The following is a 17889-nucleotide window of genomic DNA, read 5'->3' on the forward strand; positions in this document are numbered from 1 at the left end:
GCGCGGTGAGGAAAGCAGTCCCGGACACGCCCACCGGAGCGGCACCCGGACACCACCGGATACGGACCCGGCCACGCCCCAGACGCCAGGCCCGAAGCGCCGGGCCACGACCGGCCGCGCACCCCGACACCACCGGATACGGACCAGGCCACGCCCCAGACGCCCGGCCCGAAGCGCCGGGCCACGCCCGGCAGCGCACCCGGACACCACCGGATACGGACAGGGCCGTGCCCGACACCCCCGCGGCCACGCCCGGAAGCGCACCCCGACACCACCGGATACGGACAGGGCCGTGCCCGACACCCCCGCGGCCACGCCCGGCAGCGCACCCGGACACCCCACAACACGGACCCGGCCGCGCCCGGGACCCAGGACCGGGCCAGGCCCAAGCCCTGCCCCCGGACCGGGCCCGAGCCCGGCCCCCCGGACCGGGCCGCGCCCGAGCGGGCCACCCGGTGCGGGGACCGGCTCAGCGGAGCGCGTCCGCGACCTCGCGGGCCGCGTCGACCACGCGTGGGCCCACCCGTTCGGGGACGGAGTCCGCGAGCATCACCACGCCGACGCTGCCCTCTATTCCCGTCACCCCGACGAGCGCCGCAGCAGCGCCACACGCACCCGCTTCGAGTTCGCCGTGGGTGAGGGTGTAGCTGGGCTCCGTGCTTTTGGTCTGGCGGGCGGCAAGGATGGCCTTGCCGGCCGCGCCCCGGTCCAGCGGGTGCCGGAATCCGGCACGGTAAGCGACGTGGTAGTCCGTCCAGGTCGGCTCGACGACGGCGACCGCGAGGGCCTCCGCCCCGTCGACGAGGGTGAGGTGGGCAGTCGCCCCTATGTCCTCGGCGAGCGAGCGCAGGGCGGGCATCGCCGCCTCCCGCACGAGCGGGTGGACTTGGCGGCCGAGGCGCAGCACGCCGAGGCCGACCCTGGCGCGGCCGCCCAGGTCGCGGCGGACGAGGGCGTGCTGCTCGAGGGTGGCGAGCAGACGGTAGACGACGGTGCGGTTGACTCCGAGTTTGTTGGACAACTCGGTGACGGTCAGCCCGTGGTCGGTATCGGCGAGCAGCTTGAGGACACGTAGTCCCCTGTCGAGCGTCTGGGAGGTCTCCGCGGTCACGACGCCCCTCTCCTTCGGAGTGAGTGACGGCGGTCCTCCGACGGGCTGTCGCGGCACCGGTCCCATCGGCGACGCACCCAGAGGCCGCCGGCAGGCCATGGCACACCGACTGCGCTCCGCGGCGGCGCTGCCACGGGGCGTTTGCATTGCGGGGACAGTAGCGAGCGGCACCGCTCAGCGGAAGGCCTCGTCCAGAATCCGGGCGCTCTGCCGCCGACGACGGGTTATTGATCCCTGTTCGTGACCGGGGAAGCGGCAGGCCGAGCGGGTCGGACCGGTCAACGCATGCGCGTGGCCCACTCCTGGACCTTCTTGATCCGCTCGCGGATCTGTCCGGCGGTCGCCTCGGCGCTCGGCGGCCCGCCGCACACCCTGCGCAGCTCGGTGTGGATGACGCCGTGCGGTTTGCCGCTCTGGTGTACGTAGGCGCCGACCATGGTGTTCAGCTGCTTGCGCAGTTCGAGCAGCTCCTTGTGGGAGACCACCGGCCGCCGTTCGGCCGGCAGCTCCAGCAGGTCGGCCTCCTCGTCGGGCTTCTTGCGGCTGTGCGCGATCTGACGGGCCTGGCGTTTTTGCAGCAGCAGCTGCACCTGGTCGGGTTCGAGCAGGCCGGGGATGCCGAGGTAGTCCTGTTCCTCCTCGCTGCCCGGGTGCGCCTGCATGCCGAACTCGGCCCCGTCGTAGAGGACTCGGTCGAAGACGGCATCGGACTCGAGGGCCTCGAAGGGCAGCATGTCCTGCTCGCCGGTGTCCTCGTCCTGTTGCTTCTCGGCCTCCGCCATCTCCTTCTCGGACTCGGCGTACGGGTCCTCCTCGCCGTCCTTCTTCGGCTTGTCGAGGACGTGGTCGCGCTCGACCTCCATCTCGGAGGCGAAGCCGAGCAGGCCCGGGATGGTGGGCAGGAAGACGGAGGCCGTCTCGCCGCGCCGGCGGGACCGGACGAAACGGCCCACGGCCTGCGCGAAGAACAGCGGCGTCGAGATGGTCGTCGCGTAGACGCCGACCGCGAGGCGCGGCACGTCGACGCCTTCCGACACCATGCGGACCGCGACCATCCAGCGGGACCCGTCCTCGCTGAACTCCTCGATGCGCTTGGACGCCGCCGCCTCGTCGGAGAGCACGACGGTGGCTTTGGTACCGGTGATCTCGCGGATCAGTTTGGCGTACGAGCGGGCGGAGTCCTGGTCGGAGGCGATGACGAGGCCGCCCGCGTCCGGGATGCCCTTGCGTACTTCGGTGAGCCGCTGGTCGGCGGCGCGCAGCACGTTCGGCATCCAGTCGCCGCGCGGGTCGAGCGCGGTGCGCCACGCCTGTGAGATCGCGTCCTTGGTCATCGGCTCGCCGAGGCGGGCGGCGATCTCGTCGCCGGCCTTGGTGCGCCAGCGCATGTTGCCGCTGTAGGAGAGGAAGATGACGGGCCGGACGACGCCGTCGCCGAGCGCGTGGCCGTAGCCGTAGGTGTAGTCGGCGGCGGACCGGCGGATGCCGTCGTTGCCCTCCTCGTAGGCGACGAAGGGGATCGGGTTGGTGTCCGAACGGAACGGCGTGCCGGTGAGGGCGAGGCGGCGGGTCGCCGGCTCGAACGCCTCGAGGCATGCCTCGCCCCACGACTTGGAGTCACCGGCGTGGTGGATCTCGTCGAGGATGACAAGCGTCTTGCGCTGCTCGCAGCGGTTGCGGTGCAGCATGGGTCGTACGCCGACTCCGGCGTAGGTCACCGCGACCCCGTGGTACTCCTTGCTCAGCGGACCGGCGCTGTACTCCGGGTCCAGCTTGATCCCTATCCGCGCCGCCGCGGCCGCCCACTGCTTCTTCAGATGCTCGGTCGGCGCGACGACGGTCACCTGCTGAACGACATGGTGGTGCAGCAGCCAGGAGGCGAGCGTGAGCGCGAAGGTCGTCTTGCCGGCGCCGGGCGTGGCGACGGCGAGGAAGTCGCGCGGCTGCTCCTGGAGGTACCGCTCCATGGCGCCCTGCTGCCAGGCGCGCAGCTTGCCGGCCGTGCCCCAGGGGGCACGGCCGGGGAAGGCGGGTGAGAGGTGGTGGGAGGCGGTAGTAGTCACGGTCTCCGGTTCGCTGGCTCTCGGGTGGGGTGGCGCGGGTCGTTGCGTACGGGGCCTTGCGTACAGGTCGTTACGTACGACAACCGGGCCACCCTATCGGGCCGCTTGTCGTCCCGGCCGGGTGGCGCCGGGGACGACGGCATTGCGGTCCATGTCACACACCGGGGTCGACCAGCTCCCGCAGCGCCTCCGAGATCGCCTTCACTTCCTCCATCCGGCCTGTCGCCACCGCGATCACCAGACGCTCACCCTCATCGATATCGGGGCGGAGCTGCACCTGGTTCATGGCGAGGAAGACCATGCAGGAGATCCACGCCGTGGGCTTGTTCCCGTCGATGAACGGATGGTTGACGGCCAGCGACTGGAGCAGCGCCGCCGCCTTGTCGAAAAGGTCGGTGTATGCCTCCTGCCCGAACATTGCGGCCGACGGGCGATGAACGGCCGACTCGAGCAGCCCCAGGTCTCGAACCACGATGTCCTGGTCATCGACGGCTGCTGCCGCGACGGCCAGGACATCCTCGGAGTCCAGGTAGACGTACGTCACTTGAGCCGCTCCAGCAGCTCGGACCACTTGGCGACCTGCTCCTTGGCGGTCTTCCGGACCATCGCCTGATGTGCGGTCCGGGCCAGGTAGTCGTCGACGGCTTTGAGGAGTATGGCGTGCATGCTGGTGCCCTCCTCTTCGGCGCGCTGCTTGAGTGCCTCGGTCTGATCGTCACGAAGACGCAAGTTCATGGCCATACCAGAAAGGAACCACTCATGGGGTCATAGTGGTACTACTTTTCGGTGGCCCGCAGCCGCGTCCCCACCCACGCCCCCACGAGCGCCACCGCCGCCATCGGCAGGAACACCGCCGCGAACGCGACTGGGTGCGAGCCGGACGTCCCGTCCGCCACCACGTGGCCGGCCCCCACCGAGCCCCCGCCCAGCGTGGCGAACGCCGCGCCGCCGCCGGCCAGCAGCACGACGTTCGACAAGGCGTCCGAGATCTGCAGCGCAGCCGAGTTCGCGCCGGCCTCCTCCGGAGCCGACAGCTTCAGCAGCAGCACGCTGGTCGAGCCGATCACCAGTCCCATGCCGAAGCAGCCGAAGCCCCAGGCGACCCCGACGATCCACACCGGGACCGCCTCGATCAGCACGCTCGGCGCGGTCAGGATCGCCGCCGCGACCAGGAGCATGCCGAGGACGACCAGGCGTTCGCGGTACGGCTCGGCCGCCGGCCGTGACTGTACGTACGAGCCCAGCGCCCATGTCGCGCCGCCGACCGCCAGCGACAGGCCGGCCATCGTCGGGGACAGCCCCCGCTGGGTGACCAGCATCAGCGGCACGAAGGACTCGGCCGCGATGAACGACCCGGCCGCGATGCCCCGCAGCAGGACGACGGACGGCAGTCCGCGCGCCGCGCGGTACGTGCCGCGCGGCAGCAGGCCGAGCGCGGACGGCACGAGCAGCGCCGCTCCGGCGGCGGCGGGCAGCAGCGAGAGCCAGCGCAGGTCCTGGCCCGCGTACTGGAGGAGACCGGCGCCGAGCGAGATACCGAGGGCCAGCCGGATGCGGCGCCGGTCGAAGCGCGGCACGGGGGCTGACGCGTCCGCGGGGCCCGAGGCCGTACGCCGGATCGCCGGCAGCGCGAGCGCGAGCGGCAGGACGACGAGCGCGGGGATGCCGATGAACACCCAGCGCCATCCGAGGTGCTCGGTGACGGTGCCGGACGCGAGCGGCCCGACGACGGACGGGATCACCCAACTCGCCGCGAAGGCGGCCATGATCGCGGGCTGGAGGTGCCGCGGATAGGCACGGCTGACGACCACGTAGAGCGCGACGATGACCAGTCCGCCGCCCAGGCCCTGGACCGCTCGCCCGAGCACGAACACCCACATGGCACTCGCGGTCCCGGACAGCATCAGCCCCGCGGCGAACGCGCTCATCCCGCCCGCGAGCGCGCCGAGCGGTCCGTTGCGGTCGGCCCACTGCCCGGCGACGACCATGCCGAAGAGACTGGTGGTGAAGTAGGCGGAGAAGGCGAACGCGTAGAGCGGGATGCCGTGCAGTTCGCGGGCGGCGACCGGCATGGCGGTACCGACGGCGGTGGCCTCGAAGGCGATCAGGAAGACGACGGCGACGATGCCGATGCTGAGCGCTCGGTAGTCCCGTCCGAGTACGCCGCCCTGCGGGCCGTCGGCGACGGGTGCGGCCGGGGCTGGGGCGGCGTTGGCGGTGACCTCGGTGTCACGCGGTTCGAGGGCGGTCATGACCCAAAGAGTAAGGGGCAAGACGCTGGATGGGCCCTGTCGTTGGGCGGGGATCGGACTGGTCCCTTGGTCGTACGACCATGAACGGCGTGTGGCAGTCGCATTGCGGCACCGACCCGTCCCCTGAGGGGCGATCCCCCCTTACCGTCGAGGAGTTGGAACACACGGTCGTGGGCCCGAGTGGCTCAGGGGCTAGCTCGACTGCAACTCGAGTTACACCGGTTCGAATCCGGTCACGGCCTCTGCGGGGCTGACCGCTCCATCCGCGACGACGGCCGCCCCCTCGTGGCGAGGGGGCGGCCGATACACGTGCGCACGCGGCGCCGGCCCGCAGCACCCGCACCCGCGTGCCCACCCGTTACCGCGAGCGGCCCGTGTTTCCTGCGGCTGACGCCTCCGGCCCTGCGGCTCCTTGCCGAGCGGCGCACCTCGCAGCACCAGCGCGAATCAGCGACAAACGGGCATACGTAACGCTGCCGGGCCATCCACCAGGGCGGGGCGGGCACACCGGTAGGCTCCTGTGCCGTTGTCATGTCTAGGGGGATTCGCAGATGGAACGAGCGCAGACGGAACGGCCACGGCAGGGCGGGCCGCGCCGGTTCGGCCCGTACCACCTCCTCACCCGGCTCGACCCGACCGGCCCCGGCCTCCCCGCGGTCGCCGAGCAGCGCTTCATCGCACGCAGCGCGGACGGACAGCACACGGTCCTGGTCAGCGCACCGCTCGAGGGCGCCGACCCCGGGCGCTTCCTCGTCGAGGCGGACGCGGCCCGCCGCCTCGCCGTCCCGTGGACCCTCCCTGTCGCCGAGCTCTCGCCGACGTCCGAAGCACCCTGGTACGCCTCCCCCTACCTCCCGGTACTGCCCCTGCCCGTGGCCCTGGCCGTACACGGCGGCCCGTTGCCCGAACTCACCGTACGGGCCCTGGGCACGGCCCTCGCCGAGACCCTCGCGGCAGCGCACGCAGCCGGCCTCACCCACGCGGGCGTCTCCCCCGCCTCCGTACTGCTGGCCTGGGACGGGCCTCGCCTGACCTGTTTCGGCGCGGCGCGCGCGGCAGCACCGGACGGCGAACGCCGTACCGGCCTCGCCGGCCTCGAGCCCGGCAGCCTCGCCCCCGAGGCGGCGGCGGGCGGGCGTCCGCGCCCGCCGGGCGACATCCACGGCCTGGGCGCGGTCCTCGCCTACGCGGCCACCGGCCACACGGTCCCCGACAGCGACGAACTCCCGGACTCTCTATGGCCCTTGATCGCCCGCTGCCTGACCCGCGACGCGGCGGCCCGGCCGATCGCGACCGAGCTCCTGCATGCTCTGCCTCCGTCGTCGGCCGCGCCCGCGGCCACGGTCCTGGACTCTGCCGGCGCCCTCCTGGCACCCGGCTGGCTGCCCGGTCGGGTGGTGGCGGCCATCGCCCGTCAGTCGTCGGAAGTGCTGGCCGCCGACGTCCGTGCCCCGCAGACCGCTTCCAGGACCTGACACCGATGCGAGCGATCGAAAGAGAGCTTCATATGGACCCCCTGGGCACCGGCGATCCGCTGAGGCTCGGCCCGTACCGTCTGCTCGGTGTGCTCGGCGAAGGCGGCATGGGCAAGGTCTACTTCGGCCAGGACTCCACCGGCGCAACCGCCGCCGTAAAGGTCCTGCGGCCCGAACTCGCCTACGACCAAGGCCTCGCCCAGCGCTTCGTCCGGGAAGCCCTGATGGCGCAGGCCGTCACGAGCAGGGGCGTGGCACGCGTACTGGGCGCGCAGACCGAGGGCGGGCGGCCCTGGATAGCGACCGAGTTCCTGACCGGGCCGACGCTCGACCAGGCCGTCCGCGCCCATGGCCCGCTCGACGAACAGGCGGTGCGCGTGCTGGCCGCCGGCCTCGCCAGGACCCTCGCGGACATCCACGCCGCAGGCCTGATCCACCGCGACCTCAAGCCCGCCAACATCGTCCTCACATCGACCGGCCCCCGCGTCATCGACTTCGGTATCGCCCGCCCCGAGCACGGCCTCACGCTCACGACCACCGGCCAGGTACCGGCGACTCCCGGCTACGGCGCACCCGAGCAGGTCATGGGGCACCGCGTCGGCCCTGCCGCGGACGTGTTCTCCCTCGGTTCCGTCCTGGTCTACGCGTCGACCGGATCGCAGGCGTTCAGCGGTGGGCATGTCGCGGCCGTGCAGTACGAGGTGGTGCACGGCGTCGCTCGGCTCGACCGCGTACCGGCACGGCTCACACCGCTGATCGGCCAGTGTCTCGGCAAGGACCCCGCCCACCGGCCCACTCCTGCCCAGATCGCGTCCGTGGCCGCACCGCCGCGAGGTGCAGAACGCATCTGGCGGCACGGCGCGTTGGCCGACGAGATCAAGCAGCGGGCACGCACGGTTCACAAGATGACCACCGTCGCTGGGGGGACGGGCTCATCCGCCCAAGGCATTTCGCGACGTCGCTTGATCACCACCCTGGCAGTCGGCGGCTCTGTCCTCGCGGCCGGAGGCGGGACGGCAGCATGGTTGCTGACACAGCGTGAAGAACCCGACTTGTACGCCCTCCCTCCGGCAGCCAAGACACCCAACGCCCCCTTGTCGGCGGCGTCGAACGAGGGGCCGCTCACGCCGTTGTGGGGGCCGATCCGGGCGGTGGGCAAGAACTCCGACACTCCGCTCCCGGTACGTGACGTGCTCGTCGTCGGCGCCCCGGACGGCGGTCTTGCCGCCCACGATGTCGTGGACGGCAAGCGACGCTGGACGGCACCGGATGTGATCGAAGCAGGCGGGATGCTCTCCCTGTCGGACGCGCTGATCGCCGCCGTCGACAAGCAGGGCCGTCTGGTCACCTACGTCGCCTCCAGCGGTGAACCGCGATGGACGGCGCCTGCCGCAGCCAGAAGGGTCCTCGCCGCGGACGAGTGGTCCGTCTACGTCATCACCAAAGACGGTCGCCTGCGCAGCATCAGCCGCTCTGACGGCAAGATCCGCTGGACGGCCCGGATCGATGCGGATCTCCTCACCAAGCTGCCGCCGTACGGCGTGGCTGCGCAAGGTCGACTGGTGATCGCCACCGACGTCGGCAAGGTGCTCGCCGTCGACACCGGCAACGGCCGATTGGCATGGCAACTCGAGAACCAGGCGAGTTTCGATCGGGCGGCCATCGTCCCGGCAGTCTCCGGCGACACGGCTCTCGTCAATGGGAGAACTCTCACGGCCCGTAGCCTCGCCGACGGCACAGAACGGTGGGCGAAGAGCGAAGTGGTCGAAGGCAAGATGCAGCCCTCAGGCCCGCCGCTGGTGCACGGGGAGACCGTCCACACGTCCCAGGGCCCCCATGCCATGAGCTACAGCATCGAAGACGGCTCGGAGGAATGGAAGTCCCCCAAGGGCTACTTCATCCACAGCCCTGTCGCCGTGCAGGGGGGTGCAGCGTTCGCCATCAACAGCAGGATGTCCGGCGATCGCGCCGCCGTGTGGGCGATGGGGCTCAGCCGCAATAAGCAGGTTCTGACCTACTTCCTCGCCGGGAACACCGGCCCCTGGTCGATCCTGGGCAGCGGCAACCGAGTCTTCATCAGGGACGGCGCATCACTGCTGGCGTTGCCGGTCTTCAGCTGAGGCAAGCGTCCGGACAACCGACCGGAGAGGAAGCACTCTGCCGTCCGAGTACGCCTTCCTCGCCGCTGAATCCATCCTCTAGACCTCCAGGACCTGACGATGCTCTTGCCTCTCACGCACGACGACCCGGTCGAGATCGCCCGTTTCCGCCTGCTCGCGCGGCTCGGCCACGGCGGCATGGGCACCGTCTACCTCGCCCGGACGGCAGGCGGCCGTACCGTCGCGCTCAAGACCATGCACGCCTCCATCGCCACCGATCCCGCCGCGCGCACCCGCTTCCACCTCGAGACAGATGCCGCCCGCATCATCGGTGGCCACCACGGCGCCACCGTCGTCGACGCCGACCCCCACGCCGAGACGCCCTGGCTCGCCACCGAGTACGTCCTGGGCCCGCCTCTCGATGACGCCGTTGCCCTCTGCGGCCCGCTCCCCGAACCGTCGGTTCGGGCTCTCGGCGCCGCTCTCGCCGGCGCCCTGACCCAGCTCCATGCCTCCGACGTCGTCCACCGAGATCTGAAGCCGTCGAACGTCATGATCACCGCGTACGGCCCAAAGATCATCGACTTCGGCATCGCCCGCGCCGTCGGCGACGACCACCTCACCCGCACCGGCTCTGCTGCCGGCACCCCCGCGTTCATGTCCCCGGAGCAGGCCACCGGCCAGGAGCAGACACCGGTCGGCGACGTCTTCGCCCTCGCCGGCGTGCTGGTCTTCGCCGCAACCGGCCACGGCCCGTTCGGCATCGGACAAGCAGCCGATCTCCTCTACCGCGTCCGATACTCCGACCCGGACCTCACCGGCCTCCCTGCCTCACTCACCTCGATCCTCCAGCCCTGCTTCTCCAAGGACCCCGCCCAGCGCCCCACCACCCACGAACTCGCCGTTCAACTCCACGACGGCCGAGGCCAGTTCGCGGACCACCTTGTGGCGGCGATACTGGCGGACATCGCCCGCAGAGCCACCGAAGTGTGGCAACTCCCGCCCCACCGCCTCCCGGCGCCCCCGGAACACACAGCGGAGACAGTCCCGTCCGCCCCCGTTGTCGACCGCCGCAAGCTCCTGACAAGCGGCGCCGCAGGCCTCCTCGGCACAGCCGTGATCGGCACCGGCCTCTGGGCATGGCGCGGGCGCAGCGGCGACGGCGGCGGGAGCACAAAGCCGGACACGGCGGCGCCGCCGAAAACGTCGACCCCCCCGAAGGGGGACTGGCTTTGGCGCCTCCCCATCCGTACGTCGAAGGCCCTCGTACCGCCCGTCCCGCACAGCCTCGGCGGCTACGTAGCTGTGGTGGACGACGACGGCCTTCGCGTGATCGATGTGGAAGAGGGCGGAATCGGCATTCCCGTGACGAGCAACGCGTCTCCTCACCAGTGCGTCACCGACGGCAACTTCGTGTTGCACACCTGTGAAACGCCATCCGCCGACGCCGGGCCGCTCAGCATCAAGACGGTCGACACCATTTCGCAGGACCTGTCCCCGGAACCGGTCGAGTACAAGGAGTTCAACGGAGGGCTGCCCGGCACACAGATGCTCTGCGCTTCCGCCGACCTCGCCTTCCTGGCCGCGGGCCAAGGCAATCACTCGGGCACAGGAATCGGCTTCGACAGGGCACAGAACTGGTTCCTGCTGGCCGTGGACACGCTCACAGCCGAGATCGTGTGGCGCCAGGAACTCCCCAAGCGTCCGGCGACCTCGCGCAGGCTTCACTTCCTCGCAGCCCGGACCACCGGTGACCACCTGGTGCTTCTTCAGGAAACATCGGGCGGCAAAGTCGTCCTCAGCGTGCGGGATTCTCGGACAGGCAAGATCAGATGGGAACAACCGCTCACGGTGTCCGCGCCTGACGACGTGCGGGGCATGCTCGAGGTCGACCCGGTGAACGTCTATCCGCCCGCCGGACCGCTACGTGCATTGAACCTGAGCATGGGCAAGGAGGAGTGGAGGTTCGGGGGCGAAGGTACCCGTCGTACAGGGCCACCGGCCCTCGACAGCATCGTTGTCTACGCTGTGGAGGAGGGAAAGGGACTGGTGGCAGTCAGCGCCCTCAACGGCGAACCGATGTGGCGTGAGAAGGACGGCCGAGCCACCGACGCCGACCTGCGCCAGCCTCCCCTTCCCGGCCTCGAGTCCACCTGGTATCACAGCGACAGGCGTGGCGGACTCCACCGGGTCGGCAGGGACACAGGCAAGGCAGGCCGGACGGCCAAGGCGCCGGTCAGCCGGTTCTTTCCCTTCCGCGGTTCGCCCCCGAGGATCATCGCCGTGGGTGGGGACTTCATCGCCGGCTACGAGCTCAAGTAGGCGACGCCGGACTCTTCTGCGGTCGCGCCCTCACGAGTTTGGAACAGCCACCGCCGCCTGCGGCCGGATCGGGAGGCGGTTGATCGGGCGGCCCGTGGCCGCGCGGACCGCGGAGGCGACCGCGGCCGGGGAGGTGACCACGCCGGCCCCGGGAGGCCAGGCACCGAAGGGCGTGTCGCGGCGCCGCATGGTCACCTCTCTCGCGGTGGGCGGCGCCGCCCTCGCCGCCGGCGGCGGCTCCGTGGCCTGGTGGCTCCTGGGCGGCGAGGACCCGGATCCTTTCGCGCTCCCGCCCGCTGCCGAGACACCCCGAGCGCGTCCTGCTGCGCTGACCGAGGGGAAGCCGGCACCGCTCTGGGGTCCGGTACGGGCGCTCGTCAAGCAGGCCACAGTACTGCCGGTGCGTGACGTCGTCATCGTGAGCGCCCGGGGCGGAGGCCTGGCCGCGCATGACGTAGTGGACGGAAGGCGCCGCTGGACGGCGCCGGACATCGACCAGGAGGCGGGGCTCGTCTCCCTGTCGGACGCTCTCGTCGCGGCCGTCGACAGAAAGGGCCGGCTGGTGACGTACGTAGCCTCCACCGGCGAGCCGATGTGGACGGCCCCGGCAGCCGCTCACAAGGTCATCACCACGGACGACTCCGCCGTGTACGTCAGCACCAAGGACGGCCGGCTGCGCAGCATCAGCCGTTCGAACGGCAAGATCCAGTGGACGGTGCGGCCCAAGGCCGACCTCACCAAGAAGCGCCGGCCCTCGGGCATGGCGGCACAGGGCCGTTTGATCGTGGCCTCGGGCATGGGCCACGTCGTCGCTGTCGAGGCCGGCAGCGGCCGTCAGCTGTGGGAGTTCGCCGACCAGGCGTCCATCGACCTGGCTCCGATCTACGCGGTGCCGTCCGGCGACACAGTCCTCTTCAACGGCGCCACGCTGACCGCCCGCAGCCTGACGGACGGCACGGAGCTGTGGGCCAAGAGCGAACTGGTCGACGGCAGGATGAGCACATGATCCGCCGGACAGAACACCTAGCCCGACTACTTGAGTGCGGGCTCGGACTCCAAATCCCCACCGCCGTCGCACTTCAACTGCCGCGCGAGTGCCACAGACGCCGAGTGAACGACCTTCGCGTTTGGCGTCCCGTAGCTGCCCCGCATCCCCGCCCGGCGACAGCATATTTCGCACCTCGGTCTGGATGTATGCCGCGCTCTCGTTGGAGCCCGCCAGCTGCTCGCTCTTGCACGAGAACCACAAGAACGCGTACTGCGTGCCCGCCGACGCGCGCTCCCCCATCTCGTACGGCGTCAGTTTCTCCGCGATCTCGTGACCTCCCTTCGCCGTGTCGGCGTCGGAGAGAGCGAACTTGATGCGCACATCAGCAGGGCCGTTGCCCCAGTTCTCTTTCGACGCGACCGCACAGAGATCCGCGTCGACGGCCGGCCCTGACGGCGTGCTCCAAGGTTCCCAACCGGCGACAAGCGCCTCCGCGGCACTCCGGGCGTCGTCGTCATCCGTCGAACGAAGGTCCGTGCCGCCCTCAGGCGGGCCAGCGCCTTCTGAGCAGCGGGCGACATAGCGCCGCCGCAGAGTTCCCCGGCTGGCAGACGTCTCGCTCGTACCGCCCGCTTCGGCCGGCCCATCGCTCACTATTGCCAGGTCCCTCCCGGTGCACCGGAAGGCGGATTCTGCTGAGGGCCGCCGGGCCCAGGCGAGTGCTGGGGATACGCAGGATGCTGGTGCCCGTAGCTGTTCGGGGCAAGTGGAGGGGCTGGCGGGACCAGGGCACGCTGTCGACGGGAGCGGATCACTGCGCCGACGATGGCAGCACCGAGCAGCAAGGCCGCCCCGACACCTAGCGCGAGCCACAGCCCCACGCCGCTGTCTCCGTTGTCAGAAGCAGGTGCAGCCTGGCCGGACGGCTCGGTCTTGGGCTCGTCGACATCGGCAGGGTTGGATGCTTCAGGTGAGGGGGAGGCGGTCGCCTCAGCCTTGAAGTCCGGGAGGGGATACTCGCCGGCCGGCCCGGGATCACCAGGGGTCTTCAGCGCGATACGGGGACGCACGACGCCGTAGCCGATCAGGTCAGTGCGCTCCTTGCCGCTCTTAGCCTTGCCTGCGGTGTTCATCAGAACGCGAAGAACCTGATTGTTGGTCCAGTCCGGATGCTTGGACCAGATCAGCGCGGCCGAGGCGGATGTGAGGGCGGTGGCATCACTGGTGCCGTGGCTCTCGCAGAGCTGGCTTCCTCCCGTGCAGGCGGCGACCATGCCCTCGCCCGGCGCTGCCAGGTCCACCTGCGGCCCGTGCTGGGACTCTTTCGTCACAGACCCGTTCTTGTCCACTGCCGCGACTCCGACAACTCCCGGTGTCGCTGCGGGATACAAGACAGCGTTCCCCTTGTCACCATCGTTCCCTACTCCCGCGAAGATCAAGGATCCCTTACCCAAAGCGTATTCAACAGCCGCCTCCGCTTCGGGTGTCGTCTCGGTAACGGCAAGCGAAATGTTGATTACACGCGCGCCGGAGTCGGTCGCATGGCGAATCGCCTTACTGAGCGACTTGTTCCACAGCGCAGGGTTCCACGCCAGTTTGGTTCCTTCATTGACCTTAGGCATCCTGATCGGGAGAATCTTCGCTCCGGGTGCCAATCCGAACGAGCCGTTCCCGCCTGGACGTTTGCCCGTTCCGGCAATGAGCGCTGCCATTCCGGAGCCATGGCTGGCATAGTCCGCGTTCTCATCGCCGGGCTTTATGGAAAGGTCCAGACCTGGTAGGACCTGGCCCCTCAGATCAGCCAAGCGGTCATCGACGCCCGAATCAATGACAGCAACGGTCACGCCCTTGCCCGTGCTGCTCTTCCACATTTCTTCGGCATGCATGGCGTCCAGGTGCCACTGCCGCTCACGAATGGTCTCCGCGGTGGCTGGGGTTGCAGCGATGGCCACCAGCAGTGCTCCGACAACCGCCGACACGGCGCGGCATGACCTTGCTGCCGAACGACTGCTGGTGAGCATCGATTCCCTCTTGCGTCGTAAGGATCAGTCGATGACCGGCGGCACGATACGTCGGCCGCCCTGCCATGTCTCTTCATCTTCGGTGAGGTAATCCGGCCGGTCGCCCTGACTTTCACGACAGGCTCCATCTGGCGATTTCGCCGTACCCAGCCGCGAACCCGCTTTGTCCGCCGCTCGTACCTCCACTCGCGCCGCCGCGCCCCGGACGCCGTCCCGTCGCGCCGCGCCCGCACCGCTAGCGCGCCCCCAGGCCCCGCCCGAGTTGGTCCCTCCAGGCGCATTGCGAACCAGCCCCGTACCGCCCGGCGTGAACGTCCGCCGGAAGCAGATCCGGGCTGACCCTGCCGCCTACGACCACCGGGCTCCGAAGCAAGTCGCCGACCCGCTGTCTCCCTGTCCGACCGCCTGGTGGTCCCGGATCGACAACGAGGGCACGCTCCGCGCCTACGTACCCTCCACCGGCGAGGCCAAGTGGACGGCCAAGCTTCATCGCTCCTTACCGAGGACGATGAAGCGGTGTACGTCGCCACGAACGGCTGTCAGCTGCGGCCCGTCGGTGCTGCATCAATCCGGGGCTAGTGTCATGCGCACTCAAACGGCAACAGCTACGGACGGGACTGCGGCCGCTCGGACGGAGGAGGAGGGCTGGCCTGCGCCGGCCCGGAGGGCTGCTGCCAGGGCTGCTGCAGTGGTTGCGGATAGGGGGCCTGCTGCCCCGCGCCCATCACGGGCACTGCAGAAGGCTGAACGCTCCGACGCCGGGACCGGACGACCACGGCGGTGACGGCACCACCCACAAGCACCGCCGCGCCCAGGCCAAGGGCGACCCACAGGCCGGCCTTGCTGCCCTCGTCGGATGCGGGCGCCGCCTTGGCCGGTTGCTCCGACGGCGCAGGCGCGCTCTCCTCGCCGCCGCCGGCAGGCGTCGTAGATGCCCCTGGAGACGGCTCGGGGTTGGCGGCCGCCAAGTCCGGGAGGGGGTACTCATCGGCGGGGCCGGGATCACCGGGCGTCTTGAGGGCAATACGGGGGCGTACAACGCCGTAACCGCCGAAATCCGTGCGTACCTTGCCGCTCTCCGCCTTGCCAGCCGTGTTGATCATCACCCGGAGGACCTGATTGTTGGTCCAATCCGGATGCTTGGACCAGATCAGCGCGGCCGAGGCGGATGCGAGGGCGGTGGCGTCACTGGTGCCGTGGCTCTTGCAGATCTGGGTCCCCGACGTGCAGGCGGCGAACATCTCGTCGCCTGGCGCTGCCAGGTCTACTTGGGGGCCGTGTTGAGACTCCTTGGTCACAGTCCCGTTCTTGTCCACTGCCGCGACACCCACCACTCCAGGTGTCGCTGCGGGGTACATGACGGGATTCCTCTTGTCTCCTTCGTTGCCTACACCCGCGAAGATCAAGGAGCCCTTGTTCAGAGCGTATTTGACAGTCGCCTCCACTTCTGCCGTCGTCTCGCCGGCAACAAGCGAAATATTGAGCACGCGCGCGCCTGAGTCCACTGCATGGCGAATCGCCTTGCTGAGCGACCTGTTCCACAGCTCCGGGTTCCACGCCAGCTTGGTTCCCTCATTGACCTCGGGCATCCTGATCGGAAGGATCTTCGCTCCAGGTGCCAACCCGAAGGATCCGTTCCCGCCCGGGCGCTTACCTGCGCCAGCGATGAGGGCCGCTATTCCGGTGCCATGGTTCGCATAATCCGTGTTCGCGTCGCCGGGCTTCGAGGAAAGGTCCAAACCATCTGGTAGGACCTGACCTTGCAAGTCAGCGATCTTGTCGTTGACACCGGAATCAATGACGGCAACCGTAACGCCCTTGCCCGTGCTGCTCTTCCACATTTCTTCCGCATGCATGGCGTCCAAATGCCACTGACGCTCACGAATGGTCTCCGCGTGGGCTGGGGTTGCAGCGATGCCCACCAGCAGTGCTCCGACAACCGCCGACAAGACGCGGCATGACTTTACTGCAGAACGACTGCTGGTGAGCATCGATTCCCTCTTACGTCGCAAGGATCAGTCGATGACCGGCGGCACGATACGTCGGCCGCCCTGCCATGTCTCTTCATCTTCGGTGAGATAATCCGGACGTTCGCCCTGACGTTCACGACGGGCTTCATCCGGCGATTTCGCCGTGGCTGCACCACTGGCACGCCCTGTCAGGCTCCCGCCAGAGTTGGTCCCCCCAGGCGCGTTGCGCACGAGTCCCGTACCGCCCGGTGTGAATGCCCGCCCGGAAACCGCTCCGGGCTGCTGCGCCCTGCCGCCGACCACGCCCCCGGACTCCGAAGCAAGTCGCCGACCCGCCGCGAACCCATTTTGTCCGCCACCGCTCGTACCTCCGCCGTGAGGCATGCCCGCCGTGCCACGCCCCATCGGCTCCCCGCCGATGACTGTGCCGCGGGGAATCCCTCCCATAGGGCGCCCTGCGGTCGGCGTCACCGGCCGCCCCCCGACGATGCCGTTGCTGTTCGGCATCCTTCCTGCAGGCGGCGCACCGAGCGGAGCTTGACCGGGCATCACGGTACTCCGCCCGCTCACAGGAGGACGCCCACCCACCGGGCCGGGAGTGTTCACCGGTCCCCTGGAAAAGGTGGGAGGGATCGTCCCAACAGGGTAGGGCCCCAGCCCGTCAGGCCTGGCGGTCGGAGGCACTGGACCTGTCGGCGTTTGAGGCGCCGTGGGCACCGGCGGCGGGAGCGTGCTCACACTGTCGATCTCCATCTCGACCGGACGAGTCGGCGTATCGACAGAAGGGGAAACAGTGGTGCTAGGTCGAATCGAGTCGTTCGGTTGCACGGTCTGGCTCTGTGCTCTGTCGGACTGCGCAGCCACTTCAGCCGACGAGACGGGGGGCCTGCCGGTCGACGCCGAGGAAACCCCTTCCCGTGAGCCGACCTGCGAGGTAGCCGGCGGCACGAACTGCCCCGGCGGCGGCGGGAATTGGGGCGCCGGCATGCTCGCGATCTGCTGGCCGGAGTGCGCGTACGTCTGCCCCAGTTTCCTGAGCTGGTCCGCAGCTTCGAGTCGACGCTTCTCCTGTGCCACCTGGGCCGAGGAGAGCTGCTTCTGGGCCTGGATCTCAGCATTCGGGCCCGCGCCCGGGTCCTTCATGGCAGCCCTCAGAAGTTCCCGAGCGCTCTGTTCCTGTGTTTCGAGCGTCCCGTCCTTCTTGGGCACGGCGGCCTTCGCCTGGGCGATGCCCGTCGCTACCTGCTCGAGCACAGAGGCCGCACTCTCGCTGTACTTTCCCAGCTCCAGCGTGGCCATGGCGGCCTGATGGCCCCAGTCCTTGAATGCCTTAGCGCCCTCGCCCTCCCAAACGACCCGCGTCATATGGGCTTTCATGCCCTCGCCGACCTTGGTGATCGCGGTCGCGGCCTTTGACAGCTTCTTGGCCAGCTGCGAAGCGGACTCGGCGTTGGTCCCTTCGATCATGGCGAGCAACTCGTCGTGGGACTTCGACTCGAAGTCCGTCTCCTGAAGCGCCGGTGCCGCCCGACGCCTGGTCTTCGCCTCGTCAGCCATGGTTCGTCACCATTCCTGCAATCCCCCTGCT

General features: G+C 69.6%; 12 protein-coding genes and 1 tRNA gene. 5 read left to right on the plus strand and 8 right to left on the minus strand.

What is annotated here, in order from left to right; genetic code table 11:
- Window positions 1-469 precede the first annotated feature (469 nt).
- The 5 genes from ACZ4SA_RS32730 to ACZ4SA_RS32750 form a co-directional block, all read right to left on the minus strand.
- Window positions 470-1111 (minus strand): IclR family transcriptional regulator, encoded by a 642-nt coding sequence (locus ACZ4SA_RS32730; protein ID WP_468281546.1) that lies wholly within the window; start codon window positions 1109-1111, stop codon window positions 470-472.
- Between the two features lie 278 nt (window positions 1112-1389).
- On the minus strand, window positions 1390-3174 hold the full coding sequence (locus tag ACZ4SA_RS32735) for a DEAD/DEAH box helicase (protein ID WP_468281547.1): 1785 nt from the start codon (window positions 3172-3174) through the stop codon (window positions 1390-1392).
- A gap of 154 nt (window positions 3175-3328) precedes the next feature.
- Entirely contained in the window at window positions 3329-3718 is a 390-nt protein-coding gene (locus ACZ4SA_RS32740; RefSeq protein ID WP_468281548.1) for a type II toxin-antitoxin system death-on-curing family toxin, read from the minus strand.
- Window positions 3715-3915 (minus strand): CopG family transcriptional regulator, encoded by a 201-nt coding sequence (locus ACZ4SA_RS32745; protein ID WP_307706668.1) that lies wholly within the window; start codon window positions 3913-3915, stop codon window positions 3715-3717. Before ACZ4SA_RS32745 ends, ACZ4SA_RS32740 begins: the two co-directional genes overlap by 4 nt.
- Before the next feature lie 35 nt (window positions 3916-3950).
- On the minus strand, window positions 3951-5426 hold the full coding sequence (locus ACZ4SA_RS32750; RefSeq protein WP_468281549.1) for an MFS transporter: 1476 nt from the start codon (window positions 5424-5426) through the stop codon (window positions 3951-3953).
- 166 nt (window positions 5427-5592) lie between these two features.
- On the opposite strand from ACZ4SA_RS32750, the gene ACZ4SA_RS32755 reads away from it, so the two are divergent.
- The 5 genes from ACZ4SA_RS32755 to ACZ4SA_RS32775 all read left to right on the plus strand — a co-directional run bounded on the left by ACZ4SA_RS32755 (window position 5593) and on the right by ACZ4SA_RS32775 (window position 12328).
- Window positions 5593-5668, plus strand: a tRNA-Cys gene (locus ACZ4SA_RS32755).
- A gap of 309 nt (window positions 5669-5977) precedes the next feature.
- Window positions 5978-6901: a protein kinase family protein gene (locus ACZ4SA_RS32760; protein ID WP_468281550.1), complete on the plus strand. Its 924-nt coding sequence runs from the start codon at window positions 5978-5980 to the stop codon at window positions 6899-6901.
- A gap of 5 nt (window positions 6902-6906) precedes the next feature.
- Window positions 6907-9021, plus strand: coding sequence for a serine/threonine-protein kinase (locus ACZ4SA_RS32765; protein ID WP_468281551.1), 2115 nt, complete (start codon window positions 6907-6909; stop codon window positions 9019-9021).
- Window positions 9022-9120: 99 nt separating this feature from the next.
- Entirely contained in the window at window positions 9121-11322 is a 2202-nt protein-coding gene (locus ACZ4SA_RS32770) for a protein kinase domain-containing protein (RefSeq protein ID WP_468281552.1), read from the plus strand.
- Window positions 11323-11509: 187 nt separating this feature from the next.
- The gene (locus ACZ4SA_RS32775; RefSeq protein ID WP_468281553.1) at window positions 11510-12328 is read left to right on the plus strand and encodes an outer membrane protein assembly factor BamB family protein; all 819 of its coding nucleotides are present in this window, start codon (window positions 11510-11512) and stop codon (window positions 12326-12328) included.
- A gap of 635 nt (window positions 12329-12963) precedes the next feature.
- Here ACZ4SA_RS32775 and mycP (ACZ4SA_RS32780) read toward each other — a convergent pair.
- The 3 genes from mycP (ACZ4SA_RS32780) to ACZ4SA_RS32790 form a co-directional block, all read right to left on the minus strand.
- Entirely contained in the window at window positions 12964-14331 is a 1368-nt protein-coding gene (gene mycP / locus ACZ4SA_RS32780) for a type VII secretion-associated serine protease mycosin (RefSeq protein ID WP_468281554.1), read from the minus strand.
- Window positions 14332-14936: 605 nt separating this feature from the next.
- Window positions 14937-16322 carry a type VII secretion-associated serine protease mycosin gene (gene mycP, locus ACZ4SA_RS32785; protein WP_468281555.1) on the minus strand — a complete coding sequence of 462 codons (1386 nt, stop codon included), beginning with the start codon at window positions 16320-16322 and terminating at the stop codon, window positions 14937-14939.
- Between the two features lie 24 nt (window positions 16323-16346).
- Window positions 16347-17858 (minus strand): WXG100 family type VII secretion target, encoded by a 1512-nt coding sequence (locus ACZ4SA_RS32790; protein WP_468281556.1) that lies wholly within the window; start codon window positions 17856-17858, stop codon window positions 16347-16349.
- Window positions 17859-17889: the final 31 nt, after the last annotated feature.

The sequence above is a fragment of the Streptomyces sp. NPDC027962 genome (assembly GCF_055566095.1).